This is a genomic window from Pseudomonas sp. FW305-7, assembly GCF_058786735.1.
In genome coordinates this window covers 18,241-44,270 of record NZ_JBYSZA010000014.1, presented here as the reverse complement: position 1 = coordinate 44,270, position 26,030 = coordinate 18,241, and the positions used below count along the sequence as shown (strand labels likewise).

The 26,030-nt window shown below is 60.4% G+C and carries 24 protein-coding genes; 11 read left to right on the top strand and 13 right to left on the bottom strand.

The genetic code is table 11. From position 1 onward, the window contains the following. Positions 1 to 363 carry a copper homeostasis periplasmic binding protein CopC gene (gene copC, locus AC3WMT_RS17505; protein ID WP_103305894.1) on the bottom strand — a complete coding sequence of 121 codons (363 nt, stop codon included), beginning with the start codon at positions 361 to 363 and terminating at the stop codon, positions 1 to 3. Between the two features lie 140 nt (positions 364 to 503). Between copC and AC3WMT_RS17500 the strand changes: the two genes are divergently transcribed. Beyond that, positions 504 to 1,124 carry a TetR/AcrR family transcriptional regulator gene (locus AC3WMT_RS17500; RefSeq protein WP_095190174.1) on the top strand — a complete coding sequence of 207 codons (621 nt, stop codon included), beginning with the start codon at positions 504 to 506 and terminating at the stop codon, positions 1,122 to 1,124. 259 nt (positions 1,125 to 1,383) lie between these two features. Here the strand turns inward: AC3WMT_RS17500 and preA are convergent, their stop codons facing one another. The 3 genes from preA to hydA form a co-directional block, all read right to left on the bottom strand. Further along, the gene (gene preA, locus AC3WMT_RS17495; protein WP_103305895.1) at positions 1,384 to 2,658 is read right to left on the bottom strand and encodes an NAD-dependent dihydropyrimidine dehydrogenase subunit PreA; all 1,275 of its coding nucleotides are present in this window, start codon (positions 2,656 to 2,658) and stop codon (positions 1,384 to 1,386) included. Continuing rightward, complete coding sequence (locus AC3WMT_RS17490; protein ID WP_103305896.1) at positions 2,659 to 4,026, bottom strand: NAD(P)-dependent oxidoreductase; 1,368 nt, start codon at positions 4,024 to 4,026, stop codon at positions 2,659 to 2,661. It abuts the gene before it with no gap. Positions 4,027 to 4,192: 166 nt separating this feature from the next. Continuing rightward, entirely contained in the window at positions 4,193 to 5,632 is a 1,440-nt protein-coding gene (gene hydA, locus AC3WMT_RS17485; RefSeq protein WP_103305897.1) for a dihydropyrimidinase, read from the bottom strand. Between the two features lie 624 nt (positions 5,633 to 6,256). On the opposite strand from hydA, the gene AC3WMT_RS17480 reads away from it, so the two are divergent. The 3 genes from AC3WMT_RS17480 (at position 6,257) to AC3WMT_RS17470 (ending at position 10,239) form a co-directional block, all read left to right on the top strand. Beyond that, the gene (locus AC3WMT_RS17480) at positions 6,257 to 7,741 is read left to right on the top strand and encodes an NCS1 family nucleobase:cation symporter-1 (RefSeq protein WP_103305932.1); all 1,485 of its coding nucleotides are present in this window, start codon (positions 6,257 to 6,259) and stop codon (positions 7,739 to 7,741) included. Positions 7,742 to 7,898: 157 nt separating this feature from the next. Continuing rightward, positions 7,899 to 9,182, top strand: a complete 1,284-nt coding sequence (locus AC3WMT_RS17475) for a Zn-dependent hydrolase (protein ID WP_103305898.1) — start codon at positions 7,899 to 7,901, stop codon at positions 9,180 to 9,182. Positions 9,183 to 9,282: 100 nt separating this feature from the next. Further along, positions 9,283 to 10,239 (top strand): DHH family phosphoesterase, encoded by a 957-nt coding sequence (locus AC3WMT_RS17470; RefSeq protein ID WP_103305933.1) that lies wholly within the window; start codon positions 9,283 to 9,285, stop codon positions 10,237 to 10,239. Between the two features lie 78 nt (positions 10,240 to 10,317). Here the strand turns inward: AC3WMT_RS17470 and AC3WMT_RS17465 are convergent, their stop codons facing one another. Continuing rightward, complete coding sequence (locus AC3WMT_RS17465) at positions 10,318 to 11,088, bottom strand: alpha/beta hydrolase (RefSeq protein WP_103305899.1); 771 nt, start codon at positions 11,086 to 11,088, stop codon at positions 10,318 to 10,320. A 112-nt stretch (positions 11,089 to 11,200) separates the two neighbouring features. Here AC3WMT_RS17465 and AC3WMT_RS17460 point away from each other — a divergent pair, with 112 nt between their 5' ends. After that, positions 11,201 to 12,145 (top strand): aldo/keto reductase, encoded by a 945-nt coding sequence (locus AC3WMT_RS17460; RefSeq protein WP_177431444.1) that lies wholly within the window; start codon positions 11,201 to 11,203, stop codon positions 12,143 to 12,145. A 6-nt stretch (positions 12,146 to 12,151) separates the two neighbouring features. Here AC3WMT_RS17460 and AC3WMT_RS17455 read toward each other — a convergent pair whose 3' ends face one another. Next, on the bottom strand, positions 12,152 to 13,045 hold the full coding sequence (locus AC3WMT_RS17455; protein WP_103305901.1) for a LysR family transcriptional regulator: 894 nt from the start codon (positions 13,043 to 13,045) through the stop codon (positions 12,152 to 12,154). Between the two features lie 128 nt (positions 13,046 to 13,173). Here AC3WMT_RS17455 and AC3WMT_RS17450 point away from each other — a divergent pair, with 128 nt between their 5' ends. Further along, positions 13,174 to 13,650 (top strand): (R)-mandelonitrile lyase, encoded by a 477-nt coding sequence (locus AC3WMT_RS17450; RefSeq protein ID WP_103305902.1) that lies wholly within the window; start codon positions 13,174 to 13,176, stop codon positions 13,648 to 13,650. Positions 13,651 to 13,863: 213 nt separating this feature from the next. On the opposite strand, the gene paoC is transcribed toward AC3WMT_RS17450, so the two are convergent. The 4 genes from paoC to AC3WMT_RS17430 all read right to left on the bottom strand — a co-directional run bounded on the left by paoC (position 13,864) and on the right by AC3WMT_RS17430 (position 19,741). Further along, positions 13,864 to 16,059: an aldehyde oxidoreductase molybdenum-binding subunit PaoC gene (gene paoC / locus AC3WMT_RS17445; protein WP_103305903.1), complete on the bottom strand. Its 2,196-nt coding sequence runs from the start codon at positions 16,057 to 16,059 to the stop codon at positions 13,864 to 13,866. Then, positions 16,056 to 17,009: an FAD binding domain-containing protein gene (locus AC3WMT_RS17440; RefSeq protein WP_103305904.1), complete on the bottom strand. Its 954-nt coding sequence runs from the start codon at positions 17,007 to 17,009 to the stop codon at positions 16,056 to 16,058. Before AC3WMT_RS17440 ends, paoC begins: the two co-directional genes overlap by 4 nt. Beyond that, the gene (gene paoA, locus AC3WMT_RS17435) at positions 17,006 to 17,680 is read right to left on the bottom strand and encodes an aldehyde dehydrogenase iron-sulfur subunit PaoA (RefSeq protein ID WP_103305905.1); all 675 of its coding nucleotides are present in this window, start codon (positions 17,678 to 17,680) and stop codon (positions 17,006 to 17,008) included. The genes AC3WMT_RS17440 and paoA overlap by 4 nt, the downstream gene beginning before the upstream one ends. 306 nt (positions 17,681 to 17,986) lie before the next feature. Beyond that, the gene (locus tag AC3WMT_RS17430; RefSeq protein WP_103305906.1) at positions 17,987 to 19,741 is read right to left on the bottom strand and encodes an L-lactate permease; all 1,755 of its coding nucleotides are present in this window, start codon (positions 19,739 to 19,741) and stop codon (positions 17,987 to 17,989) included. Positions 19,742 to 19,984: 243 nt separating this feature from the next. Between AC3WMT_RS17430 and AC3WMT_RS17425 the strand changes: the two genes are divergently transcribed. Beyond that, positions 19,985 to 20,191 carry a hypothetical protein gene (locus AC3WMT_RS17425; protein ID WP_103305907.1) on the top strand — a complete coding sequence of 69 codons (207 nt, stop codon included), beginning with the start codon at positions 19,985 to 19,987 and terminating at the stop codon, positions 20,189 to 20,191. A gap of 194 nt (positions 20,192 to 20,385) precedes the next feature. Continuing rightward, complete coding sequence (locus tag AC3WMT_RS17420; RefSeq protein WP_256583576.1) at positions 20,386 to 21,366, top strand: hypothetical protein; 981 nt, start codon at positions 20,386 to 20,388, stop codon at positions 21,364 to 21,366. 71 nt (positions 21,367 to 21,437) lie between these two features. On the opposite strand, the gene AC3WMT_RS17415 is transcribed toward AC3WMT_RS17420, so the two are convergent. Next, entirely contained in the window at positions 21,438 to 21,710 is a 273-nt protein-coding gene (locus AC3WMT_RS17415) for a hypothetical protein (protein WP_103305909.1), read from the bottom strand. 308 nt (positions 21,711 to 22,018) lie between these two features. Here AC3WMT_RS17415 and AC3WMT_RS17410 point away from each other — a divergent pair, with 308 nt between their 5' ends. Together AC3WMT_RS17410 and AC3WMT_RS17405 are read left to right on the top strand one after the other, a co-directional pair. Next, positions 22,019 to 23,098 carry a hypothetical protein gene (locus AC3WMT_RS17410; protein WP_103305910.1) on the top strand — a complete coding sequence of 360 codons (1,080 nt, stop codon included), beginning with the start codon at positions 22,019 to 22,021 and terminating at the stop codon, positions 23,096 to 23,098. A gap of 2 nt (positions 23,099 to 23,100) precedes the next feature. Beyond that, the gene (locus AC3WMT_RS17405) at positions 23,101 to 23,454 is read left to right on the top strand and encodes a DUF1428 domain-containing protein (protein WP_103305911.1); all 354 of its coding nucleotides are present in this window, start codon (positions 23,101 to 23,103) and stop codon (positions 23,452 to 23,454) included. 169 nt (positions 23,455 to 23,623) lie between these two features. Here AC3WMT_RS17405 and AC3WMT_RS17400 read toward each other — a convergent pair whose 3' ends face one another. Continuing rightward, positions 23,624 to 23,818 carry a hypothetical protein gene (locus tag AC3WMT_RS17400; protein ID WP_103305912.1) on the bottom strand — a complete coding sequence of 65 codons (195 nt, stop codon included), beginning with the start codon at positions 23,816 to 23,818 and terminating at the stop codon, positions 23,624 to 23,626. Between the two features lie 103 nt (positions 23,819 to 23,921). On the opposite strand from AC3WMT_RS17400, the gene thpR reads away from it, so the two are divergent. Then, complete coding sequence (gene thpR, locus AC3WMT_RS17395; RefSeq protein WP_103305913.1) at positions 23,922 to 24,461, top strand: RNA 2',3'-cyclic phosphodiesterase; 540 nt, start codon at positions 23,922 to 23,924, stop codon at positions 24,459 to 24,461. A 304-nt stretch (positions 24,462 to 24,765) separates the two neighbouring features. Here the strand turns inward: thpR and AC3WMT_RS17390 are convergent, their stop codons facing one another. Next, a complete protein-coding gene (locus AC3WMT_RS17390; protein ID WP_103305914.1) occupies positions 24,766 to 25,863 on the bottom strand; it encodes a polyamine ABC transporter substrate-binding protein in 1,098 nt (365 codons plus the stop codon). Positions 25,864 to 26,030: the final 167 nt, after the last annotated feature.

Genomic DNA, 26,030 nt, shown 5'->3' with positions numbered 1-26,030 from the left:
TTACTGGCCAACCTTGAACTGATAGGCGCCTTCGCTTTTGTGCGTGTCGACCGACACGGCGTGCCATTCGACTTTGTACTCACCCGCCGTCAGCGGTGCGGCCGGGGTGACGATCAGGGTTTTCTTGTCGCCTTCGGTGGTCAGTGCTTTCACTGCGACGGGGGCACCGTCCTTGGTCACCGTGACTTTAGTGAAGCTGGCCTCAACGCCTTCGGAAAAAGTCAGGCGCAGATCGGCCGGGGCGGCGACGGTGCTGTCGGCGGCCGGGGTCTGGCTTTTCAGGTGGGCGTGGGCGAATACCGACGAGGCGGCGAACAGCGAGGCGAGCAGGGCAGTGGTGGTCAGGATGTTCTTGAACAGCATCGCGGGTACCTCTGAGGCAGGATCGAAGAAGTCGTCAGTTTAGCCATCCACTCGCCGCTGTACGAAGTTTTGTTTTCAGCGGTCGCCCGCGCACCAGAGCGGATGCTAGTCTTGGGCAACGCTGTTGTCAGGGAGCCCTTATGGGCAATCACAAGATCGAGATCCGCCGCAGTAACGTCGAAAAAATCCTCCTGGCGGCGGAAAAAGTCTTCGCCGAAAAAGGCTTCGGCAGCACCGCCATGGCCGACATCGCTGCTGAGGTGCAGCTGCCGCGTTCCAACCTGCATTACTACTTTTCAACCAAAAGCGAACTGTACAGCGCCGTGCTGTTCGACCTGCTGGAAGTGTGGAAACAGGATGCGTTGTGCTTCGAGATGTTCGACGACCCGCGTGTGGTGCTCAGCAGCTACATCCGCGCCAAGATGAACCACTCACGCAGTCGGCCATACGGTTCGAAAGTCTGGGCCAACGAAATCATCCACGGTGCGCCGACGTTGGGCGAGGCGCTGGATGTCAGCCTGTATGACTGGGCGAAAATGAAGGAAGCGAAGATCCGCCAGTGGGTAGAAGACAAGCGGATTCTGCCGGTGGAACCGTCGAGCCTGCTGTACATGATCTGGGCTTCGACCCAGCATTACGCCGACTTCGATCATCAGGTGAATATCTTGAATGACCACCAGCCGCTGTCGGACATGCAGTTCGAACGGGCGGTGCAGACGGTGACCAGCGTGATCCTGCGCGGGATCGGGCTGGAGCCCTGAAGTGCAGGATCAAAAGCAAACCCTCACCCCAGCCCTCTCCCAGAGGGAGAGGGGGCCGACCGAGGTGTCCTGCGAGTTACACCGACCTGAAAGACCGGGTCGATTATGGATTCAAAGCAGTTCTTACCTGTGAATCCCAGTCGATTATGGATTCACAACAACACTTTCAGGTCGGCGGAGTTTGCCAGCATCCCCCAATCAGTCCCCTCTCCCTGTGGGAGAGGGTTAGGGTGAGGGGCTTTCAGGATCAGCCCCAGATTCAGACAGCAACGTGATACGGATTCCTCGGATCATGATTCCAGTCGAGAAACGGCTTGCCCGTTTCCATCGGCACCATCTCGATACAGTCCTGCACCGGGCAGGTGATCTGGCACAGATTGCAGCCCACACACTCCTCATCGATCACTTCATATTTATGCGTCCCGTCCGCCTGCCGCAAACTGCCGATCGCCTGGTGTGAAGTGTCCTCGCAAGCAATGTGGCAGCGCCCGCAACCAATGCACGCTTCCTGATCAATCTTCGCAATCACCTGATAGTTGATATCGAGATACTTCCAGTCGGTGGTATTGCCCACCGCGCGCCCGGAAAACTCGGCGATGTTGGCGTAGCCCTGACTGTCCATCCACCGTGACAAGCCGTCCTTCATCTCCTCGACAATCCGAAACCCATGCAGCATCGCCGCCGTGCATACCTGCACCGCGCCGCTGCCCAGCGCGATGAATTCCGCCGCGTCTCGCCAGCTGCCGATGCCGCCAATGCCGCAGATCGGCAGGCCCTGGGTCTGCGGGTCGCGGGCGATCTCGGCGACCATGTTCAGCGCAATCGGTTTGACCGCCGAACCGCAATAGCCGCCGTGGGTGCTCTTGCTGCCGACGGTGGGCAGGGCGACCATGTGTTCGAGGTCGACGCTGGTGATCGAGTTGATCGTATTGATCAGCGACACCGCATCGGCGCCACCGCGATGCGCAGCACGGGCGGCGACGCGGATGTCGGTGATGTTCGGCGTCAGTTTGACAATCACCGGTAGCGAGCAGTAAGTCTTGCACCAGCGCGTGACCTGCTCGACGTACTCCGGCACCTGGCCGACCGCCGCGCCCATGCCACGCTCGGGCATGCCGTGGGGGCAGCCGAAATTCAGTTCGATGCCGTCGGCACCTGTGGCTTCCACCAGCGGCAGGATGTGTTTCCACGACTCCTCGACGCACGGCACCATCAGCGAGACGATCAGCGCGCGGTCCGGCCAGTCTTTCTTGACCTGGGTGATCTCGCGCAGGTTGATCTCCAGCGAGCGGTCGGTGATCAGCTCGATGTTGTTGATGCCCAGCACTTCGCGGTTGTTGCCGTAATGCGCCGAGTAACGCGACGAGACGTTGACCGCTGCCGGGTCCTCACCGAGGGTTTTCCAGACCACACCACCCCAGCCAGCCTCGAAGGCGCGGACCACGTTGTAGGCCTTGTCGGTCGGCGGCGCGGACGCCAGCCAGAACGGATTAGGGGCTTTGATGCCGGCGAAGACTATCGAGAGATCGGCCATTTACGCAGCCTCCACGTTGAGCATCAGTTGAGCGTTGATCGCTTCGGCGGCACGTTTGCCGTGTTGCACCGCTTGTACGGTGAGGTCCTGATCGAGGCTGGTGCAGTCGCCACCGGCATACACACCGGGGATGCTGGTGCGCAGGTTTTCATCGACCTGGATACGCTCGCCCTGACGCTGGAGTTCGCGGGCCAGCGGGTCGGCGAGGGCGCTGCCGTCGAAGGCCTGGCCGATAGCCTTGAAGATTGCGTCGGCGGCCAGCTCGAAGGTTTCTCCGGTGGTTTGCAGACGGCCGTCGACCAGATCGGTGCGGGCGAAACGCATGCCACGCACGTGGCCCTGCTCGTCGAGCAGCACTTCTTCCGGTTGCGCCCAGGTCAGCAGGCGCACCTGATTGGCCTTGGCGATGTCCTGTTCGTGGCCGGTCGCGCCCATGTCGGCGGCGCCACGGCGATACACCAGATTGACATCGCGAGCACCGAGGCGGGCCATTTGCACGGCCATGTCGATGGCGGTGTTGCCCGCGCCGAGGACGATGCAGCGCTCGGCCAGCGGCAGTTGCGTGAGGTCATCGGTCTGGCGCAGTTCGCGGATGTAATCGGTGGCGGCGAGCAGGCCGGGAGCGTCCTCGTGGGCCAGGCCGAGCTGTTTGCTGGCGTTAAGGCCGAGGCCGAGGAACACCGCGTCGAACTGTTGATGCAGCTCGCTGAGGGTCAGATTCTCACCGAGTTTCTGCCCGTGACGGATTTCGATGCCGCCAATCTGCAGGAGGAAATCCAGCTCTTTCTGCGCGTAGTCATCGACCAGTTTGTACTTGGCGATCCCGTATTCGTTGAGGCCACCAGCCTTCTCCCGCGCTTCGAAAATCACCACGTCATGCCCGTGCATGGCACTGCGATGCGCGCAGGAGAGACCCGCCGGCCCGGCGCCGACCACGGCGATGCGCTTACCGGTGCTGGCGGCACGCTGGAATGGGTGCTCGGTGAAATGCGCGTTGTCCACGGCGTAACGTTGCAGCAGGCCGATCAATACCGGCGCGCATTCGTGGGCGTTGTTGCGCACACACGCTTGCTGGCAGAGGATCTCGGTCGGGCAGACACGTGCGCAACTGCCGCCAAGGATGTTCGCCGAAAGGATTTTCTGCGCGGCACCGGGCACGTTGTCCTGATGGATGTTGCGGATGAACGACGGAATATCGATTTCGCTCGGGCACGCATTGACGCACGGCGCGTCGTAGCAATACAGGCAGCGTGAGGCCTCCAGATGCGCCTGGCGATCGTTGAGCGGCGGCGCCAGATCGCTGAAATGGCCGGCGAGGGCGGCCGCGCTTTCGTGCGGGTGCGGGAGATGGTTCAGGGTCTCGATCACGGTTTTGTGCCTCACGGTTATTTGAGGTTTTCTGCCTCTGATGGGCAGTGGGTTTTGTGTCGTTCGGGATGGCCTCATCGCTGGCGAGCCAGCTCCCACAGGCTTCTATGGCGTTCACAAAAACATTGTGGGAGCTGGCTTGCCAGCGATAGGCCGAAGGCCGCTTTCAGCGTTTCACGGCAACTGGCTTATGTTGCTCGGCCCGCTTGCTCAGCAAATCAAACACCGCCGGATACGCCGGCCGTTCGATGTACCGCCCGGCCCCGCGCTCGGCGCGCAGGTCGCCATCGGCCCAGACCAACCGGCCCTGGCTGACGGTATGGCTTGGCACGCCGCGCACGGTCTTGCCTTCGAAGATGTTGAAGTCCACTTGCTGATGGTGGGTCTTGGCGGAGATGGTGCGCGTGCCTTGCGGGTCCCACAGCACCAGGTCGGCATCGGCGCCGACGCGGATCGCACCCTTGCGCGGATAGAGGTTGAAGATTTTTGCGGTGTTGGTGGAGGTGAGGGCGACGAAGTCCTGCATCGACAAACGTCCGCTGTTCACGCCTTCATCCCAAAGCACCGCCATGCGGTCTTCTATGCCGGCGGTGCCATTGGGGATCTTGCTGAAATCGTCGCGCCCGGCGGCTTTTTGTTCGGCACAGAAACAGCAATGGTCGGTGGCGGTGGTGTGCAGATTGCCGCTCTGCAAGCCATGCCACAGCGCTTCCTGATGCCCGCGCGGACGGAACGGCGGGCTCATTACGTAACCGGCGGCGGTCTGCCAGTCTGGGTGTTGGTAGACAGTGTCATCGAGTAGCAGATGCCCGGCGAGCACCTCGCCGTAAACCGGTTGGCCTTTGCTGCGCGCATAGGTGATTTCGTCGAGGGCTTCCTTGGTCGAGACATGCACCAGATACAACGGCGTGCCGATGGTTTCGGCAATGCGAATGGCCCGGCTCGCGGCTTCACCTTCGACCTGCGACGGACGCGACAGTGGGTGCGCTTCCGGCCCGGTGATGCCCTGGGCCATCAATTTGCGCTGCAGGTGATACACCAGCTCGCCGTTTTCCGCGTGCACGGTCGGCACGGCGCCCAGTTCCAGGCAGCGCTCGAAACTCGCCACCAAGGTGTCGTCGGCGGCCATGATCGCGTTCTTGTAGGCCATGAAATGCTTGAAGCTGTTGATGCCGTGATGGCTGACCAGTTCGGCCATTTCCTCGCGGACCTGCTCGCTCCACCAAGTGATCGCGACATGGAAGCCATAGTCCGACGCCGACTTCTCGGCCCAGCCGCGCCACTGATGGAACGCTTCCATCAATGATTGCTGCGGATTGGGAATAACGAAGTCGATGATCGACGTGGTGCCGCCGGCCAGACCCGCTGCCGTGCCGCTGTAGAAGTCCTCACTGGCGACGGTGCCCATGAACGGTAGTTGCATGTGCGTGTGCGGGTCTATGCCGCCGGGCATCAGGTATTGGCCGCTACCGTCGAGTACTTCGGCGCCGGCGGGAATATCAAGATTTTCACCAATGGCTTTGATCACGCCGTCAGCGCAATAGACGTCGGCGCGATAACTTTCATCATGGGTAATAACGGTGGCGCCACGGATCAACAGAGACATTCCGAGTTCCTCGCAGGCATGACCGACTTGTGTCGGTTCTAAATGTTTTATTGATGTACAGCGGTGAAGGGCGTATTCCTGTCAGCGCTGTCAGGAATAGAAGCTAGTCGCAGATTTGCAATAGATCAAGATTATTTTTTATAAGCTTATGACTGTTTTAAGCTACTGAAAAATAAGGATAAAAATACAAAATCACCAAAATGGTGAGGCTGTTCACCATTTTGACGCACTTGACAGGTTGGAAATATGAGCAAGATTTCCTATGTGAAATCAGCCGCTTGAAGTTGAGCTGCGGTTGCTCGTTCACAATGAAAATAAATGCAGTGCACCAGATTGAGTCCTGTCTGTTCGGACAACTTGCCAAGTGTTTAGCCTGAGCACCCGGACAAGTTTGCGCGAACTCATCCGGTGAATAATTAAAACTGATGAATATCAGAAAGTTGCAAAGCGTTTGAAACACCGCCCGATGCGTAAGCGGGGCACCCGGCACGTTTATTGATGCCGCCGCTGACACCGTGGCCGGTGCATGAAAGTTGTCAGTTCCTCCGGCCATCGTCCGGCTCGCACCTGCGTGTGCAGCCGCCTGATGAGCAAAAAAATAATCAGAAGAACAGTGGAGCGGCCATGCAACAGAACAGATCGCAAGTGACCGAGCGCGACGGCTTGTTCGAACTCGAAGCCGGCAGCGACGTCCTCGACAGTCCCCGTTACAACCACGACATGGCACCGACCAAGGTGCGCGAACGAACCTGGAACAAATGGCACATCACCGCGCTGTGGGTCGGCATGTCGATCTGCGTGCCGACCTATACCCTCGGCGGTGTGCTCACTGCGTACTTCGGCCTGACTGTTGGCGAAGCGCTGTTGGCCATTCTGTTCGCCAATATCATCGTGTTGATACCGCTCACGCTCAACGCGTTTCCCGGCACCAAGTACGGCATCCCGTTTCCGGTGTTGCTGCGCTCCTCGTTCGGGATTCTCGGTTCCAACGTGCCGTGCCTGATTCGCGCGCTGGTAGCGTGCGGCTGGTTCGGTATTCAGACGATGTTCGGCGGCTTGGCCATTCACCTGTTTCTCGGCTCGATTTTCGACGGCTGGAAATCCCTCGGCGGGACCGGGGAGGTGATCGGCTTCATGATTTTCTGGGCGCTGAACCTGTGGGTGGTGATTCGCGGTGCCGAGTCGATCAAGTGGCTGGAAACCTTATCGGCGCCGCTACTGGTGGCGGTCGGGATCGGCCTGCTGGTGTGGGCGATGCCCAATGTGTCGATGACCGAGCTGCTGGCAATCCCGCCGAAACGTCCGGAAGGCGCGAGTGTGGTCAGTTACTTTGCTGCCGGGCTGACGGCGATGGTCGGCTTCTGGGCCACGTTGTCGCTGAACATTCCCGACTTCAGTCGCTACGCCAAGAGCCAGAAGGATCAGATTCTCGGGCAGATTTTCGGCTTGCCGTTGACCATGTTTCTGTTCGCCTCCCTCGGCGTGATCATGACGGCGGCGTCGGTGAAACTGGTCGGTGTCACGGTGTCTGATCCGGTCAGCCTGATCGGCCATATCCAGAGCCCGGTGTGGGTTGCGGTGGCGATGGCGTTGATCATCATCGCCACGCTGTCGACCAATACCGCCGCCAACATTGTCTCGCCGACCAACGACTTCCAGAACATTGCGCCCAAGGTCATCAATCGCACCAAAGCGGTGTTGCTCACCGGTTTTGTCGGGCTGTTGCTGATGGGCCATGAGTTGCTGAAAAAACTTGGGCTGATCGTTTCCGATGTCAGCCTGGAGACCGTGTATTCCAACTGGCTGCTGGGCTATTCGAGCCTGCTCGGGCCGATCGCCGGAATCATGGTGGTGGACTATTTCCTGATCAAGAAACAGCAACTGGACCTGGCCGGGTTGTATCGCGACGACGTGTATCCGGCGTGGAACTGGGCCGGGTTCGTCGCGTTCGGTGTGCCGGTGGTGTTGACCTTGTTGTCGCTGGGCAGCGATGCGTTCAGCTGGTTTTACAGCTACGGCTGGTTTACCGGTTCGGCGCTGGGCGGGGTGATTTATTACGGGTTGTGCGTGATGCGGGCGCAGCCTTCGGTCGTGAAATCAGCGGTGTAGTTGAGGGCCTCATCGCTGGCAAGCCAGCTCCCACAGTGGACCGCATTCCAAATTCAAATATGGAGCGCATTCCCCTGTGGGAGCTGGCTTGCCAGCGATGGCTGTCTCACAAGCACCACAGCAACATCCATAAGAAAAGCAGCCTGAGGAGATCCCCATGAACGCAGCCGTAGACGTTCTGCAATCCACCCATCAGCACATCAACCGCGACCGCCTCTGGGCCTCGCTTATGGAACTGGCCAAACTCGGCGCCACGAGCAAGGGCGGGGTCTGTCGCCTGGCCCTGACTGACCTCGATCGCCAGGCCCGCGACCTGTTCGTGCAATGGTGCGAGGACGCCGGATGCAGCGTCACGGTCGATGAAGTCGGCAACATCTTCGCCCGCCGCCCGGGCCGCAATCCGAACCTGCCGCCGGTGATGACCGGTAGCCACATCGACACCCAACCCACCGGCGGCAAGTTCGACGGTTGCTTCGGCGTGCTCGCCGGCGTCGAAGTCCTGCGCACCCTCAACGACCTCGGCGTGGAAACCGAAGCGCCACTGGAGGTGGTGGTCTGGACCAACGAAGAAGGTTCGCGCTTCGCTCCGTGCATGATGGGCTCCGGCGTGTTCGCCGAGAAATTCACCCTTGAAGAAACCCTCGCCAAAGTCGATGCCGAAGGTGTCACCGTCGGCGAAGCGCTCAACGCCATCGGCTATGCCGGCCCGCGCAAAGTCAGCGGCCACAAGGTCGGCGCCTATTTCGAGGCACACATCGAACAAGGCCCGATCCTCGAAGACGAACAGAAAACCATCGGCGTGGTCCTCGGTGCGCTGGGGCAGAAGTGGTTCGACCTGAAGCTGCGCGGTGTCGAGGCGCATGCTGGCCCGACGCCGATGCACCTGCGTAAGGATGCGCTGGTCGGCGCCTCGGTGATCGTCGGCGCTGTCAACCGCGCCGCCCTCGGCCATCAACCCCATGCCTGCGGCACCGTGGGTTGCCTGCAAGCCTATCCCGGCTCGCGCAACGTCATCCCCGGCGAGGTGCGCATGACCCTCGATTTCCGCCATCTGGAACCGGCACGCCTGGACTCGATGATCGCTGAGGTGAAGCAAGTCATCGACGCCACGTGCGAAGAACATGGCCTCACTTATGAGCTGACCCCGACAGCCGATTTTCCTCCGCTGTACTTCGAAAAGGGCTGCGTGGAAGCAGTACGTGGCGCTGCCAAAGGTCTGGGCCTGTCGCACATGGACATCGTCAGCGGCGCCGGGCACGACGCGATCTTCCTCGCGGAGCTTGGGCCTGCCGGGATGATTTTTGTGCCGTGCGAGGGCGGCATCAGCCACAACGAAATCGAAAATGCGGCGCCGGATGATCTGGCGGCGGGGTGCGCGGTGTTGTTGCGCGCAATGTTGGCGGCTTCGGCGATGGTCGCGGGCGGTAAAGCTGCGGCATAAAAAACAGGAGATCGCAGCCCTGCAGGCGCTGTCGAGTGCAACGCGGCTGCGATCTTTTCCTGTCACCCAAACGTCATGATTTCGTGCGATGTTGCCGCCCATGAAAATCATCACCTCCGGCGCGGCCTATCTGGATATCGACGCCTACGCCTGCTGCATCGCCTACGCCGAACTGCTCAACCTGCAAGGCATTCCTGCTCGCGCCGTCAGCAGCACACAACCCAACGCCAGCGTCTCGAGAACCGTGCTCGCCTGGGGCAACGGTCTGAGCGACTACACCCCGAAAACGAACGACCAATTCATCCTGGTCGACGTTTCCGACTATCACCATTTTGACCCGATCGTGATGCTCGATCAGGTGGTGGAAGTCATTGACCATCACCCGGGTTACGAGCATTACTGGTCGGAAAAACTGGGATCGGCCGCCGATATCCGCCCGATCGGCGCTGCCGCCACTCAGGTTTTCCAGCGCTGGCAGGCGGCAGGTCTGTTGCCGCAGATCAGCGAGCAAAGCGCCGCGTTACTGGCCACGGCGATTCTGGATAACACGCTGAATTTCACCGGGCAGATGACCACGGCAGCCGATATCGAGGCCTACGCCGAACTCGCGCCTCTGGGAAAACTGCACGTGAGCTGGCCACAAACGTACTTCCTTGAGTGCCAGGCCAGCATCGAAGCAGACCTCGCGGCCGCGTTGGCGGCCGATTTGAAATGGATGAAACCCGAAAGCAATCTGCCGCACGTCTTCGCGCAAATGACGGTATGGGATGCCGATGCCTTATTACAAAAGCACCTTTCGACGATCAATGGCTGGATGGCCGGGCAGGGCGAAGACTGGTTGCTGAATGTAATCGGCATCCGCGACGGTAAAAGCGCTCTGCTGGCTCAATCCAGCGTCAGCCAAGACAAACTGAATAATCTCTTGCCGCTCGACTGGCAGGCTGGAATAGCAATCCTGAAGCCCTCCATGCTGCGCAAGGAGTTGCTAAGGATTGATCTCGACCGGACTAACAAACCCGGCTCCCACAAGGTTCCGTGCGGCACAAAAATGTCGTGAACGACCCCGATCCTGTGGGAGCTGGCTTGCCAGCGATGAGGCCCATCCAGCCAGGAAAAAATCCCAGGCAATCAACTGTCAGCGATTCAAAACTTCCCCCATCCACTGCAAATACTCCGCCCGCTCGGAAATCGAGTTATGCCCCGAATCCGGCACGACCTTGAGCACCGCCACGCCCTTGGGAAAATTGGCCAGTAACCGCTGCGTACTGGCCCGGGGAATCACCTCGTCATCACTCGCTGCCAGCAACAGCGTCGGCACGCGAAGATGCGCGGCGTACTTGCCTGACTCGAAGCGATCCTTGAGCAACCACTTCACCGGCACCCACGGATATTGCCGCGCGGCGATTTCTTCAAGGCTGTTGTACGGCGTCACCAGAATCAGCTGCTGCACCGGTCGCTGACTGGCCAGACGCACGGCGACCCCCGAGCCCAGGCTGCGCCCGATTACGGCGACCTGCGGATGGCTGGCATACACCTGATCGAACAGCGCCAGCGCATCCTCGGCAATCGCCTCTTCGGACGGTGAGCCGCCGCTGCCACCGAAGCCGCGATAATTCAGCAGGTACAGCGCGTGATCGGGAAATGCCTCGGTAAATTCCGGCAGGTTGCGCGACACGTCCTCCGCATTTCCACCGAAATAGATCAGCGCCCGCGGTCCGACACGCTCGCGGGTGATCACCGAAACCTGCGCGTCCGGCATCGACAGGGTCAGTTGTGAGTCGGCACTGTTGCCGGCGTTGGGCTGGGGAAACCAGATTAGCGAGCGCTGAAAAAAGAACAGCGCCGCGCACAGCACCAGGTACACGGCGATGATCAAAACGACGAGTGACATCAGGGTTCGGGACATTCGGCTACTTTTAACGGGGTGTGGGGGTTCGCTGTCGCAGTGTAGTCCAGCGGTTCGATCCGGCCGCCTTCGCACACAACGTGCAACAGATCCACGCAGCAGGGGAACCAGCATGAGCCACACTGAGGGTTACTCCCGTCGCCGATTGCTCACGCTGGCTGCCGGGGTTTCGGCGGTCTTCACCTTTGATCGGGCGTTGGCCACTGCCACATCGCCCGCCGTTCCCGGAGGCCAAGCCATGCAGACCCGCGTCATCCCATCCAGCTCCGAGCCGCTGCCCATGGTCGGGCTGGGCACCTATCGCGGTTTCGACGTCGGCCCCGGCGATCCGGCCTACAAGCAACTGCCGGCGGTGCTCGACGAACTGTTCGCCAAGGGCGGCACGGTTGTCGACAGCTCGCCCATGTACGGCCGCGCTGAAGCGACCACGGGCGAACTGTTGTCGATCCATCAGCCGCGCTCGCCAGCGTTTCTGGCGACCAAGGTGTGGACGCGGGGACGTGAGGAGGGTATTGCGCAGATGGAGCAGTCGTTCAGCCTGCTGCGCACCGAATGCATCGATCTGATGCAGATCCACAATCTGCTGGACTGGCAAACTCATCTGCCAACCCTGCGTGAATGGAAAGCGCAGGGGCGCATTCGCTACATCGGCATCACCCACTACACGCCTTCGGCCTATGACGAAGTCGAAGCGGTGTTGCAGGCCGAGCCGCTGGATTTTCTGCAAATCAACTACGCCCTCGACGACCGGGGCGTGGAAAAGCGCATTCTGCCGCTGTGCCGCGAGCGCGGCGTGGCAGTGATCTGCAATCGGCCATTTGGCGGCGGTGGCTTGCTCGCCCGGCTCAAGGGCAAACCGCTGCCGGCGTGGGTGTCGGACGTGCAGGTCAACAGTTGGCCGCAACTGGCGCTGAAGTTTCTGCTGGCGCACCCGGCGGTGACTTGCGTGATTCCCGGCACCGGCAATCCACGCTACATGGCTGATAACGTCAGGGCGGGATTCGGGCCGATGCTCACCGATGCGCAGCGCCATCAGTTGATTGCGCTGGTGGGGTAGGCCGAATCACTCGCGATAGCGCAGCGCCTCCAGCAACAAGGCAAACGCCGGTGCCGCCTGGCGTCGGCTCGGGTAGTAAAGGTGATAACCGGCGAAGGTCGGGCACCAGTCTTCGAGCACTTGCAGCAAGCGGCCATCGGCCAGGTACGGCGCGACGATGTTTTCCGGGATATAGCTCAGGCCGAAACCGTCCAGGGCCGCATCAAGCAGCGGGTAGACGCCGTTCAGCGTGACTTGTCCGGAAACCCGCACCTTGAGGCTCTCGCCATCTTTTTCGAATTCCCAGGTATAGAGCCCGCCGTTAGTGGGCAGGCGCAAATTGTTGCAGGCGTGTTCGGTGAGCGCGCGTGGCGTTTGCGGCACTGAGCGGCTGGCGAAATACGCGGGCGACCCGACCACCGCCATGCGCATGTCCGGGCCGATGCGCGTCGCGATCATGCCTTGCGCCACGTCCTCGCCCAGGCGCACGCCCGCGTCGAAACCTTGCCCGGCGATGTCGACGAAACCGTAATCGCAGCAGACTTCGACGGCGATATCCGGGTAGCGCGGCAAAAACTTCTTGAGCACCGGGCGCAGCAGCCAGTCCAGCGAATGGTCGGTGGCGTTGATACGGATCTTGCCGGCCGGGGTTTCGCGCAGATTACTCAGAGCAGCGAGTTCTACCTCGATCTCTTCAAAGCGCGGGCCAACAGTTTGCAAAAGGTGTTCACCAGCCTCGGTGGGGGAGACGCTACGGGTGGTGCGGGTCAGCAGGCGCAGGCCCAATCGCGCTTCAAGGGCGCGAATGGTATGACTGAGCGCCGATTGCGAGACGCCGAGTTTGGCCGCAGCCTTGGTGAAACTGCGCTCACGTGCCACGGCGAGAAAGGCGAGCAGGTCAGTGGCGTTTTCACGAAGCATTGATGAGTGTCCTGCATAAGTTTTTTCGAATTCTAGTCGATTATCTAAAGAGTACAGCCCGATAAAGTGAACGCATGTCCCGTGTTGGCAGTGCCGCAGGGGTTTGTCGAAATTCTGGAGGGCTGGTCATGAATCCGATTACTGCATCTGCTTTGACTCTTTCGTTGTTGGCTGCGGATGTTCAGGCCAATGAACATCCACGGGTGAGGGTAACGCCCAATGGATCACAACCATCGGCTAAAGGGCCGGCTGACTGGTTTGCCGGCGCCGTGCGGATTGATGCGCCATTCAAAGGCAGCGATGACGCGCGAGTCAGCGGCGCCACGGTGACATTCGAGCCCGGAGCAAGGACGGCGTGGCACACCCATCCGTTGGGTCAGACGCTGATCGTTACTGCTGGTTCAGGTTTTGTGCAGGAGTGGGGGCAACCTGTTCGGCAGATTCGTCCTGGCGACACGGTGTGGATCGCGCCCGGTGCCAAGCATTGGCATGGCGCGGCACCAACCACGGCGATGACGCACATCGCTATTGCCGAAGTGCTGGATGGCAATGTGGTGGAGTGGATGGAGCAGGTGAGCGAAGCGCAGTATCCGCGCACCGAGTGAGCCCATTTCCCTCACCCCAGCCCTCCCGAAACGTCGGACCGCCCGGTGGGAGAGGGAGCCGACGGAGGTGTCTTGCGCTATACATCGACCTGAAAGAGCAGCGTCGATTATGGATTCGGCAATGCTCTTTCAGGTCGGCGTAGTTCTGAAGCATCCCCCAATCGGTCCCCTCTCCCTTTGGGAGAGGGTTAGGGTGAGGGGCTTTTCAGCGCTTCAGATCATTTCCGGCAACGACGAGAGAATCTTGTCCAGGGTAATCGGATACTCCCGCACCCGTGCCCCGGTCGCGTTGTAGATCGCATTCGCCACCGCCGCACTCACCCCGCAAATCCCCAACTCACCTACACCCTTGGCCTTCATCGGCGAAGAAATCGGATCGGTCTCATCAAGAAAAATCACCTCCTGATGCGGAATGTCGGCGTGCACCGGCACCTCATACCCAGCCAGATCGTGGTTGACGAAAAAGCCAAGCTTCTTGTCGACCGCCAATTCCTCCATCAACGCCGCGCCAACTCCCATGGTCATCGCCCCGATCACCTGACTGCGCGCGGCTTTCGGGTTAAGAATCCGTCCGGCAGAACACACGGCGAGCATGCGCCGCACGCGAACTTCGCCAGTCGCCGCATCCACCGCGACTTCAACAAAGTGCGCACCAAACGTCGACTGCTGATACTGCTTGGCAAGGTCGGCGAACTCAATGCTGTCCTCTGCTTCAACAACGCCGTTCTGCGCCGCATTGCGCAGCGGCAAGGTTTTGCCGCCGGCTCGCACCTGACCGTCAGTAAACTCGACTTCGCCATTCATGCCCAGTTTTGCCGCGACCGCTTCACGCAGTTTTACGCACGCGGCATAGACCCCGGCCGTCGAGCAGTTGGCGCCGAACTGGCCACCGGAGCCCGCTGACACGGGGAAGTTCGAATCGCCCAACCGCACCACGACATCGTCGATACCCACGCCCATCATCTCGGCAGCGGTCTGCGCGATGATCGTGTAACTGCCGGTGCCGATGTCGGTCATGTCGGTTTCCACCGTGACCTTGCCGTCGCGCTCCAGTCGGACCCGTGCGCCGGACTCCACCAGCAGGTTATTACGGATTGCTGCACCGACGCCCATGCCGATCAGCCAGCGACCCTCGCGGCGGCTGCCGGGCGTGGCGTTGCGCTGGTCCCAGCCGAATTTATCGGCACCGGTTTGCAGGCATTCGATCAAACGCCGCTGGGAGAATGGCCGCTCGGTTTTCACCGGGTCGACCTGAGTGTCATTGAGGATGCGGAACTGGATCGGATCGAGTTTGAGCTGCTCGGCCATTTCATCCATGGCGATTTCCAGCGCCATCAACCCCGGTGTTTCTCCCGGTGCACGCATGGCGTTGCCTTCGGGCAGATCGAGCGGCGCCAGACGCATGCTGACCAAACGATTTTGTGCGGCGTAGAGCAACTGACTCGGTTGCGCCGCGACCTCGACTTTGCCGTCCTCAAGGTTGCCCGACCAGCCTTCGTGAGCGATGGCGGTGAGTTTGCCGTCCGCCGTCGCCCCCATACGGATGCGCTGGATAGTCGCTGGACGGTGGGTGGTGTTGTTGGGGATCTGTGGGCGGGCGAGGGCGACTTTCACCGGTCTGCTCGCCATGCGCGCGCCGAGGGCGGCGAGTATCGCGTCGGCGCGAATAAACAGCTTGCCGCCAAAACCGCCGCCAATGTACGGCGAGATCAAGCGGACTTTTTCCTCGGGCAAGCCAAGGGTAGTGGCGATGTCGCCGACGCTCCAGGCGATCATCTGGTTGGACGTCCACAAGGTCAGCTGATCGCCTTTCCAGGCGGCCAATGTTGCGTGCGGCTCCATCATCGCGTGGGACTGATCCGGGGTGGTGTAGGTCTGGTCGAACTGCACAGGCGCGGCGGTAAAAGCGGCGGCAAAATCGCCGTGTTTTACGTCTGGCAGTTCGTCTTTCGGTTCAACGCCTTGATCGCGCACGCTGGCCAGATCGAACTCGCCTTTGGCCGCGACATAATCGACTTTTACCAACTGCGCAGCGGCGCGGGCCTGCTCGAAAGTCTCGGCGACCACCAGCGCGACAGCCTGGTGATAATGCTGCACCTCAGGGCCGGCCAGCAGGTGCGCCGAGTTGTATTTGCCCTTGCCGAGTTTGCCGGCGTTGGCGGCGGTAACGATCGCCAGAACACCGGGCGCGGCTTTGGCTGCTTCCAGATCGATGTTGGTAATGCGGCCCTTGGCGATGGCCGAGCCGACCATGAAACCGTAGGCCTGATTTGCCACCGCCTCATGTTGCTCGTAGGCGTACGGCGCCTGGCCGCAAGTTTTCAGTTTGCCTTCGATACGGTCGGTGGGCTTGCCGATGACCTTCAATTGATCAATCGGATTGGTGGCGGCGGGCGTGTCGAATTTCATGCTTCATCCCTCGCTTGCGCCAACACCGAGCCGAGCGTGCGCTCGACCAGGGTCAGTTTGAATTGGTTGTCGTCGGTTGGCGTGGCGCCTTCGAGCAATCGGTCGCTGACGGCTTTCGCACCCTTTGGCAGAAGCGCTTCAGCCGCTTCGACGCGCCACGGTTTCGGCGCAATGCCGCCGACGGCGATGCGGCCGCTGCCGTCCTTTTGCAGGATCAGGCCAACCGACACCAGCGCAAACGCGTAGGACGAACGATCACGTACCTTGTGGTAAACGTGGGTGCCGCCGACAGGCGCAGGCAACGTTACAGCGGTGATGAACTCGCCAACGGTCAGGCTGGTTTCAATGTTCGGTGTGTCGCCGGGCAACTGATGGAAATCCGCCATGGCAATGCGGCGCGTGCTGCCGTCGGGTTTGACCGTTTCAATCTGCGCATCGAGGGCGCGCATCGCAATCGCCATGTCGCTCGGGTGCGTGGCGATGCACGCCGCGCTGACGCCGATGATTCCCAACTGCCGACTGACCCCGCCAATCGCCGCACAGCCACTGCCGGGATTGCGCTTGTTGCAGGCCTGATTAGTGTCGTAGAAATACGGGCAGCGCGTGCGTTGCAGCAGGTTGCCCGCGGTGGTCGCCATGTTGCGCAACTGTCCCGAAGCGCCGGCGAGCAGAGCGCGCGACAGCAGCGCGTAGTCCTTGCGCACGCGGGCGTCGGCAGCCAGATCAGTGTTGCGCACCAGCGCACCGATGCGCAGACCGCCCTCGGGCGTGGCTTCGATCTGATCCAGGCCGAGGTGATTGACGTCGATAAGGTGCAGCGGAGTTTCGATGTCGAGCTTCATCAGATCGAGCAGGTTGGTGCCGCCGGCGATGAATTTCGCGCCTTCGATCTGCGCCGCTTGTGCCGCGGCGGCGGGGGAGTCGGCGCGGCTGTAATTGAACGGTCTCATGCCGGCACCTCCGCGACTTCGGTTATCGCCTCGATGATGTTCGAGTAGGCGCCGCAACGGCAGATATTGCCGCTCATGCGTTCCTGGAATTCTGATGCGATCAGTTGTGGTTGCTCGGTCAGGCTGGGACTGACATGGCTGGGAATACCGTCGCGGATTTCCTTGATGACCGCCACCGCCGAGCAAATCTGCCCCGGCGTGCAATAGCCGCACTGATAGCCGTCGTGTTTGATGAACGCGGCTTGCATCGGGTGCAGGTTTTCCGGCATGCCGAGGCCTTCGATGGTGGTGATCTCTGAGCCTTCGTGCATGACCGCCAGGGTCAGGCAGGAATTGATCCGTCGACCATCGGCGATCACCGTGCACGCGCCGCACTGGCCGTGGTCGCAGCCTTTTTTGCTGCCGGTCAGGTGCAGGTGTTCACGCAGGGCGTCGAGCAGGGTGGTGCGGTTGTCGACCTCAAGGGCGCGGGGTTTGCCATTGATTTGAATCGTCACTTTGTTCATGGCCGGTTGCTCCAGATTGGCGGCGTAGGCCTTGAGGCTGATAAAGGGGGGCATCGCAAACGCGGTTGCGGTCACGGCGCCGAGGATCAGAAATTTGCGTCGGGAAATCGGCATGGTTCGATTCCTTTTTCTCTCAATCAGGCGGCAGGGTTGCGAATGGCCCATGGGGGCACGCCGGCATGCTTGCCAGTCTCGTTCTAGGAATGACCGCCGGGGAGAGCAAAAGGTTTTTGCGGATTTACGCTATAGAGTTATGCGCACAGCTCATCAATGGTCTGGCCGACACAGATTCAATGTAGGTCTTCGCCTGCTCGCGATGGCGGGGTGTCAGCCAATATAGGTGTTGAATGACAGGGCCTCATCGCTGGCAAGCCAGCTCCCACAGGGACTTATGCCGTAAACACAATTTGATTCACAACATAGAAACCTGTGGGAGCTGGATTGCCAGCGATGAGGCCAGATCATCCAGCCTCAATGCCCGCCAACCACCATATGGGTAAACGGCGCCACATACGCCTGCAACGTCACCAACCCGCCAACCAGAATCGCCAGCACAATCGAGTGAAAGAACACATAGCGCAAAATCTCGCCTTCATGCCCGTACCAACGCGTCGCCGTGGAGGCCACCACTATCGATTGCGCATCGACCATCTTGCCCATTACCCCGCCCGAACTGTTCGCCGCCGCCATCAGGATCGGACTGATCCCGAGCTGCTCCGACGTCACCCGTTGCAGCCCGCCAAACAGCACGTTCGAAGCGGTATCCGAGCCCGTCAACGCCACGCCCAGCCACCCGAGCAAGGTGCCGAACATCGGATAGAAAATCCCCGTCGCCGCAAACGCCAGGCCCATGGTTGCGTCGAGTCCCGAGTAACGCGTGAGGAACCCCAGCGCCAGCATCGCCGCAATGGTAATCAGCGAAAAGCGCACCACCCACAGCGTGCGCAGGTACTGCTTGAACAGTTGCGGAATCGAGTAGCCCATCAGCAGACCGCCGACGACCGCCGCGAGCAAAATCCCGCTGCCGGTGGCGGTGAACCAGGTGAATTTGTACACCGCTTCCTCGGCTTTCGGCGCGGGTACCACTGGCGGGACTTTCTCGATTTGCAGGTGCAGCGTGGTGAAGGTCACGGCCGGAGCGAAAATCGGGTTGGCCTCGTTGACCGGTTTGCCTTGCGGATCGAGTTTCGCCGAATGCGTGACCGGATCGATTGCCGGGCGCACGTCGAACATGTTCTTGAAGCCCTGGGTGCCCCAGGCAAACACAAACACGGTGAGGATGATCCACGGCATCCACGCGCGCATCACCGCCGGGCGCGCCTGATCGCTGAACGCGGCGCTGGCGGTGACTTTTTCTTCCTCGACTTTCGAGTTGTCGACTCGCCCTGACAGCGCCGCCGAGGTATGAATCGTCGCCGGTTTCCACACCTTCAAGAACAGCGTCAGGCACGCCATGGAAATAAGCGCGGCGATCACGTCCACCAGCATTGGTCCGTGGAAGTTCGACACGAGGAATTGCGGCACGGCGAAGCTGACCCCGGCCACCAGAATCGCCGGCCAGATCTCCAGCATCTTGCGCCACCCGGCGAACGCCCAGATCAACCAGAACGGCACCAGCACGGAAAAGAACGGCAGTTGCCGACCGACCATCATCGACAGTTCCATCTCATCCAGTCCGGTGACTTTGGCCAGGGTGATGATCGGCGTACCGAGCGCACCGAAGGCCACTGGCGCGGTGTTGGCGATCAAGGCCAGACCGGACGCGGCCAACGGTGAAAAACCGAGACCGATCAGAATCGCCCCGGTCACCGCTACCGGCGTGCCGAAGCCCGCCGCGCCTTCGAAAAACGCCCCGAAGCAGAAGGCGATCAACAGCAACTGCAAACGTCGATCGTCAGTGATCCGCGCCAGTGAATCCTGCAGCACCTTGAACGAACCGTTCTCGGTGGTCAGGCGATGCAGGAAGATGATGTTGAGCACGATCCAGCCAATCGGCAACAAGCCGTTGGCTGCGCCGAACAGCGCCGCAGAACCGGCCATGCTCGCCGGCATGCCGAAGGCGAAAATCGAAATCAGCAGCGCCGAAGCGAGGGCGAGCAGGGCGGCCAGATGCGCCTTGACGTGGAAGAAGGCCAGCGCCGCGAGCATCACCACCACCGGCACGGCGGCCATGAGCGTGGAGATCACCGGGTTGCCGAACGGATCATAGATTTGCTGCCAGACCATGGTGCACCTCTGCTTTTTATTCTTGAGGGCGCAGGTCCGTTGCGTGGGTATCGTCAAGAAGCAGTATAGGTGGCATTACGCCGCCGTTCGGACAGGGTGATTGAGGCGATAAACGGTCATTGCTGGCCACTGAATCAAAGTGTTTTTGCCCGGTCGTATGGGCGGCTGCGCGCACTGCGTCCTGAAGGAGCAGGCAGCGTTGGCCGTTCCGTCGTCAAGACCTTGGTTTTAGGGAAGTGTTGAATGAAGCGCGCTACAACGATGTTGCTGACCGTGACCGCCGCCGTAATGCTCGGTGGCTGTGTGGCGGATTTTGATGATGACCACCGCCACGGCCGGCATTACGACCGCGATCATGGGCGCAATTACGACCATGACCGACGCTGGGATGACCGCGATGACGACCGCCGCGACGGGCGTCGCTACTACCGTGATCGCGATGATGAATGACTGAGTTCTGCGCGTCGGGCATGAAAAGAGTTACGCAGACATGAGGGGATGGACTCGATGATGGCGATTCAGTAGCATCGCCGTCTTTTTGCCTTTCTCACCCAAGGATGATCATGTCTGTCTCTCCTCTGTTGCGCTGCTCGCCCGCTGTAATCTGCGCAGCGCTGTCGGGGCTCTTGCTTTCGGGATGCTCTGTGACGGGCACTTATCAGGATGCTACCGACAGCAATGCCGCCAAGCTGCGTTTTGTCGCCAATACCGATAACGCAACGATGGACTACTACGATGCAGAGCATTGCGATGGTCTGACGACGGGCCTGCTCAACAATCTGTTCATCCCCGACAGCAACCGCCGGGCCGGCATGATGGTCGCCCCACCGGAAAAGGCCAGGGGCTATCTGGAAATCAAACTGCCGCCTGAAAAAGACCTGTACCTGAGTGTCAACACCCAAGTGGGTTATGCCGTTTGCGGATACGGTTTCAACTTCAAACCTGAGCGTGGTTCAGAGTACGAATTGACCCTCAGCGTCAAGGGCCGGCAATGCTCGACATTGTTGCAGCAGGTGCAGCGTATTGACGGCAAGGACCTGCGCACGCCCATTCCAATGAAACGAGAGGGACTGGAGGCATGTGCCGGGCGTGGGATCTTTCCGAAAACACTGGTGCAGTTGCCGGATACGCCGGAGCGCACCGCCATGATCGATCGCATCGTCGAGGCGAGTCTTTTCGTGGCGATCAAATCTGATCTGAAAACGCCGACGTCGACGAGCTTTTCCCCGGACAAAATCGATTCGATGGTCAGCGAGCGCAAGGGCAAAATCCGCTTCGAATTGCCGGATGAGTATTGGACGCTTTATCGCCAGAATCTGTTCGAGTTCACCCATGAAAGCGATGCCATTGCCAGCGAGGCGATGGCACGTACCAGCGATGAGTACCGCAAGCGTTTGCGCAGTATCGACGACCAGCAGTTGAAGGCATGGTCCGCCGTTGACGGTACTTCCGGTAAGCGCGGCAACGTGGCGCCGACGGAGATGGAGACGGCCATGATCCAGTTTTACTATCAGTCGGCCAAAGAGGAGATGGCCGAAGCCAGCAGACGCCATCTCGACCGCATGGCTAGATTGGAAGCGCAGTACGACGTGTGCTCGCGTTATCGCGATTGCTGGACACGTTGAGCAGCGTTACTGCGTTGTAAAAAAGCCCACTGCGCCGAAACGGCCAGTGGGCTTTTTTGTGCGTGTTGCAATTAAAAGTGAGCGCTCGCCTGGACGCTGGATCGCGCAGGCACGGAGGCCTCGATGTCCAGCAAATGGGTGGCGAGAATGTCGCTCAGAAAGCGGAACTGATCGTTGATGCCAACCACTTCATTGCTGAAATGATTGGTCGCGGCGGGCATCAGCAGATCTTCGAAATCTTCGTTGAACACCAGCGTCTGCGCCTTGCGGTTGACGACGTGTTGTTCGTAGTAGTTGCTGCCGAACACCGGGAAACTCACGGAGAGTGCGATGGTGTGAATCATGATGTGAACTCCTCGTTGTGTCTCGGATGGGGCAATCGTGCCTTCGCCGGACGGCGGGCGGAAGGCAATCGTCGCGATGGTGAATATCGACGGCATTGATGGTTGGGAATTCGGTGGTGGGTTTGCTGGCCCCATCGCCGGCAAGCCAGCTCCCACGGGAATCGCGGGTGCTCACAAAATCCAAGTTCGCTGGAGATCACTGTGGGAGCTGGCTTGCCAGCGATAGGGCCAGCACCTCCACCATCAGGCTCTACTGATCCACCTATACTCAAATCTGCCTATCTCCTGATTTGAAGGAAACCGCCACCGTGACCCTGCGTGCGCTGGCCCTTGCCGCACTGTTTCTGCTGGCCGGCTGCGCCTCTTCGGTGCGGGCCCCTGCACCCGCGCCGGCAGTGGTTGTGTCACCCGCGACCTGGCAGCAAGTCGACCGCGAGATCGTCAGTGCTTCGCAACAGGCCACCGAGCAGGTCAAGCTGTTCGCCCGTGGCTCGATGGAACATTGGCGCACTCGCGTCTATCAGCAAACTGAAGAAAATTTCATCCCGTGGTTCAGCAGCTATTGGACCCAGGAATGGCTGTCGATGAAGGTCAGTTGGTACACGATCAGTGCCGGCGGCGAGCAGGACGCATCGGCCAAGCGACTGGCGACGTATCTGCTTGAGCAATATCAGGAAAGGGTCCTTGCGCCGGTGGCGGTGGAGATCGATCCGGACGCCATTCTGGGGCAGGCCACAGCGTTCTATGCGCAACTGATGGCGCAACAGATGCCGCTCATCGCCCAGCGTTACGGTGTGCCTGTCGCTCAGCTCAACGGGCGTTTGCAGAAGATACCGGCGATCGCACTTGGCCCGCCGCCTGCTCGCGACGCCTCGTTGTACAAGGTCATCAGCACCGAACCGTTGAACACGCTGCCGGCCTACGCGGCGCTGATCGACAAGATTCACACCGACGGCGGCGCCAAGGGCATTGCCTCGACCGACGCCGGTATGGCACCCGTGGCCAAACGCGCCAGCCAGCGCATGGAAGCGGAAATGGCCCCGCGTGGCGCCGCCAGCGCCGTCGCAGCAGCGGCCGGCAAACTGGCTGGGGCGATGATCTCGGTGGGAGTGATGGGGATCCGGGCGATCCTCCAGGCCAACGACCGGCCTGACAGCGAGGCGCTGATCCGCAGCAGCCTGGGCAACACCTTTGACAAGGCCTGGCTGAAACTGGTGCAGAACCCGACCACCGGCGTCATGGCCGGCACGTTGCACATGGCCGGGCAGGTCGAGCGCAATCTGGGTGGGGGCGAGGAGCCGTCGGTCGGGTTGGGCGTGAATCGTGTCGAATGGCAGCCGCCGCAATCGACCATTCAACAGAACGAACCCACCGTACAAGGAAAATAGTCATGGCTTACATCGATATTTTTGTTGCCCCGGTCCCGACTGCCAATCGTGAACAGTACAAAAAACATGCCGAAATCGCCGCGGTACTCTTTAAGGAATACGGCGCTCTGAGCGTGGCCGAATGCTGGGGTGACGACGTGCCGGACGGCAAGCTCACGTCGTTCCCGATGGCAGTGAAACTCAAGGAGGGTGAAACCGTGGCGTCTGGCTGGCTGATCTGGCCGGACAAGGCCACTCGCGATGCCGGCATGGCGAAAATGATGGAAGACCCGCGCATGAAACCCGACGTCAACCCGATGCCGTTTGACGGGCAGCGCATGATTTATGGCGGCTTCCAGTACCTCATCGAGCCCTGAAGCCTGAAACTTTCGGGAACTCGAATAACTCTGTGAGAGCTGGTTTGCCAGCGATCGGGCCAGCCTGTTCAGCATCAGTGTTGACGGGGCTATCGCCATCGCTGGCAAGCCAGCTCCCACAGGGATTTGCGCTGGATGGACGATCGTGGCATCCCGCAGGTTTTGTATCTCATTCTGCTGACGGGGTGATCCGGCAGCTTTTGCGGTGGCGGATCTGTTCGTCCGTCGGCCGCTCACGGATGAATTCGAAACGTGGCTCGCCCTCGCTGTAATGCACCAGCCAGCCCCATTCCAGTTCTTGTTCATCCTGCCCGGGATTCGGTGGCCGGGCCCACCACGGCTCTTTGCTGAGGATCTCGCGCATGGCGACCTCCGGTTGATGGCAATCCTTGAACTATAGACCTGCGTTGCGAGTCGTCAGATCAGGCTGTGTAGAATCTGCCGTTCAACCAGTGAAGGAGCAGGCCATGACCGACGAAGCGCACAGGGATGAGCCGTTCAAGCGGCTGTTTTTTGCACTGGACTGCCCACCGGCGCAGCGCAAGGCGATAGCTCAGTGGCGTGCGGAGTTGGGTTTGCGGGCCGGCAAAGCTGTACCGGCGGATAATTTTCACCTGACCCTGTTGTTCCTCGGCGCCGTGCCGCTGGCGCAGATCGGCGAGGTCTGCGAAGCCGCTGGCAAAGTGCGCACGCCGGGGCAGGCGTTGCGCATTTCATTGGATCGCTTGCAGGTCTGGCACCGCGCCGGGGTGTTGTCACTGGCGCCCGAGCAAGCGCCGCCGGAGTTGCTGCGCCTGGTCTACGGCCTGGAACAGGCCATGCGGCCATTCGGCTTTGAAGAGACAGCCCGAGAGTTTCGCCCGCACCTGACATTGGCGCGTGACTACCGTGCGCAGGAGCCGGAATCCGCTACGCCACCAGAGTTTTTCCTGCGTGCCGAACGCTTTGCCTTGTTCGAATCGCACAAGGGCCGTTACCGCGTTCTGCAGGATTGGCCGCTGATCTGAAGAGACAAAAAAAGGCGCCCGAGGGCGCCTGAAATTCACCTGAGCCGAGGGAGCCAGGTGAGGCCGTTCATCTGCAGGGTGCAGCGGTGGTAAGGCGCTGCGTGAACGGGAAAGCACTGAATTATTTAAGCTAAGAAAATCCTGGGCCAGGCACTGTCTGAATGTGATCTCAAAACCCTGTGGGAGCTGGCTTGCCAGCGATGGGGTCAGCACATCCGAATCACCTTTGCCTGACCCACCGTCATCGCTGGCAAGCCAGCTCCCACATGTTCATCAGTGTTGTTGGAACTCCAACTCCGTAGGGTTACTTGCCGAGTTTCACTCGGGTCCAGCCACGGGTCATGATCCGCTGGGTGGCAATCGGCTGATCCGGCACCGCATACAAAGTCGCCATCACCGCTTGCGACGGGTACGAGCCCGGGTCGTTGCGGATCGCTTCGTCCACCAGCGGTGTAGCGGCCGAGTTGGCATTGCTGTAGCCGTTGCTGTTGGTGATCTCGGCAATGATGTCCGGGCGCATCAGGAAGTCCATGAACAAGTAAGCGTTCTCGACGTTCGCCGCATCGCGCGGGATGGCGACCATGTCGTAGAAGCTGCCGGCGCCTTCCTTAGGGATGCTGTAGTCGATCACCACATTGTTCCCCGATTCCACGGCGCGAGCTTTGGCCTGCAGGACGTCACCGGAGTAACCGACCGCCACGCAGATGTTGCCGTTGGCCAGATCGGAGATGTACTTCGAGGAATGGAAGTACGCCACGTTCGGGCGGATCTTCATGAACAGCGCCTCGGCTTCCTTGATGTGCGCGGTGTCCTTGTCGTTCACCGGGTAGCCCAGATAGTGCAGGGCGGCCGGGATCATTTCGGTCGGCGAGTCGAGGAAGCTGATGCCGCAGGCTTTGAGCTTTTCAGCGTTTTCCGGTTTGAACAGCAAGTCCCAGAAATTGGTCGGGGCGTTGGCGCCGAGTACTTCCTTGACCTTGGCCGGGTTGAAACCGATGCCGATCGAACCCCACATGTACGGGAACGCGTGGGCGTTGTCCGGATCACTGGCGGCAGCGTTTTTCAGCAGCACCGGGTTGAGATTCTTCCAGTTCGGCAGCTTTGATTTATCCAGCGTCTGATAGACGCCGGCCTTGATCTGCTTGGCCAGGAAACTGTTGGACGGCACGACCAGGTCGTAACCGGATTTGCCCGCCAGCAAACGCGCCTCAAGGGTCTCGTTGCTGTCGAAGACGTCGTAGGTCACGCGGATACCGGTCTCGTCTTCGAACTTCTTGACGGTGTCCGGCGCGATGTAATCGGACCAGTTGTAAACACGCAGCACCTTGTCGTTGGCCTGGGCGCCCATGACGATTGCGCCCATTAAGGACAGTGTCAGCAGAGTCCTGCCAAACATTTTCATCGGTGAAACTCCATTCTTCTTATTCAAAAACACAACACAAAAATCTTGGTATACACAGAACCATTGTGGCGAGGGAGCTTGCTCCCGCTGGGCTGCGCAGCGGCCCCAAAGATCTTGTGAGCGCTGCGCACTCAAGCGGGAGCAAGCTCCCTCGCCACAAAAGCGGT

What these genes read in the sequence shown, in the direction of transcription:
- AC3WMT_RS17425 (WP_103305907.1), top strand. Translation starts at nt 19,985, where the DNA reads ATGAAGCGCGCTACAACGATGTTGCTGACCGTGACCGCCGCCGTAATG.
- AC3WMT_RS17475 (WP_103305898.1), top strand. Translation starts at nt 7,899, where the DNA reads ATGAACGCAGCCGTAGACGTTCTGCAATCCACCCATCAGCACATCAAC.
- AC3WMT_RS17500 (WP_095190174.1), top strand. Translation starts at nt 504, where the DNA reads ATGGGCAATCACAAGATCGAGATCCGCCGCAGTAACGTCGAAAAAATC.
- hydA (WP_103305897.1), bottom strand. Translation starts at nt 5,632, where the DNA reads ATGTCTCTGTTGATCCGTGGCGCCACCGTTATTACCCATGATGAAAGT.
- copC (WP_103305894.1), bottom strand. Translation starts at nt 363, where the DNA reads ATGCTGTTCAAGAACATCCTGACCACCACTGCCCTGCTCGCCTCGCTG.
- AC3WMT_RS17440 (WP_103305904.1), bottom strand. Translation starts at nt 17,009, where the DNA reads ATGAGACCGTTCAATTACAGCCGCGCCGACTCCCCCGCCGCCGCGGCA.
- AC3WMT_RS17430 (WP_103305906.1), bottom strand. Translation starts at nt 19,741, where the DNA reads ATGGTCTGGCAGCAAATCTATGATCCGTTCGGCAACCCGGTGATCTCC.
- AC3WMT_RS17450 (WP_103305902.1), top strand. Translation starts at nt 13,174, where the DNA reads ATGAATCCGATTACTGCATCTGCTTTGACTCTTTCGTTGTTGGCTGCG.
- AC3WMT_RS17455 (WP_103305901.1), bottom strand. Translation starts at nt 13,045, where the DNA reads ATGCTTCGTGAAAACGCCACTGACCTGCTCGCCTTTCTCGCCGTGGCA.
- paoA (WP_103305905.1), bottom strand. Translation starts at nt 17,680, where the DNA reads ATGGGCCATTCGCAACCCTGCCGCCTGATTGAGAGAAAAAGGAATCGA.
- paoC (WP_103305903.1), bottom strand. Translation starts at nt 16,059, where the DNA reads ATGAAATTCGACACGCCCGCCGCCACCAATCCGATTGATCAATTGAAG.
- preA (WP_103305895.1), bottom strand. Translation starts at nt 2,658, where the DNA reads ATGGCCGATCTCTCGATAGTCTTCGCCGGCATCAAAGCCCCTAATCCG.
- AC3WMT_RS17400 (WP_103305912.1), bottom strand. Translation starts at nt 23,818, where the DNA reads ATGCGCGAGATCCTCAGCAAAGAGCCGTGGTGGGCCCGGCCACCGAAT.
- AC3WMT_RS17470 (WP_103305933.1), top strand. Translation starts at nt 9,283, where the DNA reads ATGAAAATCATCACCTCCGGCGCGGCCTATCTGGATATCGACGCCTAC.
- AC3WMT_RS17415 (WP_103305909.1), bottom strand. Translation starts at nt 21,710, where the DNA reads ATGATTCACACCATCGCACTCTCCGTGAGTTTCCCGGTGTTCGGCAGC.
- AC3WMT_RS17465 (WP_103305899.1), bottom strand. Translation starts at nt 11,088, where the DNA reads ATGTCCCGAACCCTGATGTCACTCGTCGTTTTGATCATCGCCGTGTAC.
- AC3WMT_RS17390 (WP_103305914.1), bottom strand. Translation starts at nt 25,863, where the DNA reads ATGAAAATGTTTGGCAGGACTCTGCTGACACTGTCCTTAATGGGCGCA.
- AC3WMT_RS17460 (WP_177431444.1), top strand. Translation starts at nt 11,201, where the DNA reads ATGAGCCACACTGAGGGTTACTCCCGTCGCCGATTGCTCACGCTGGCT.
- AC3WMT_RS17405 (WP_103305911.1), top strand. Translation starts at nt 23,101, where the DNA reads ATGGCTTACATCGATATTTTTGTTGCCCCGGTCCCGACTGCCAATCGT.
- AC3WMT_RS17480 (WP_103305932.1), top strand. Translation starts at nt 6,257, where the DNA reads ATGCAACAGAACAGATCGCAAGTGACCGAGCGCGACGGCTTGTTCGAA.
- thpR (WP_103305913.1), top strand. Translation starts at nt 23,922, where the DNA reads ATGACCGACGAAGCGCACAGGGATGAGCCGTTCAAGCGGCTGTTTTTT.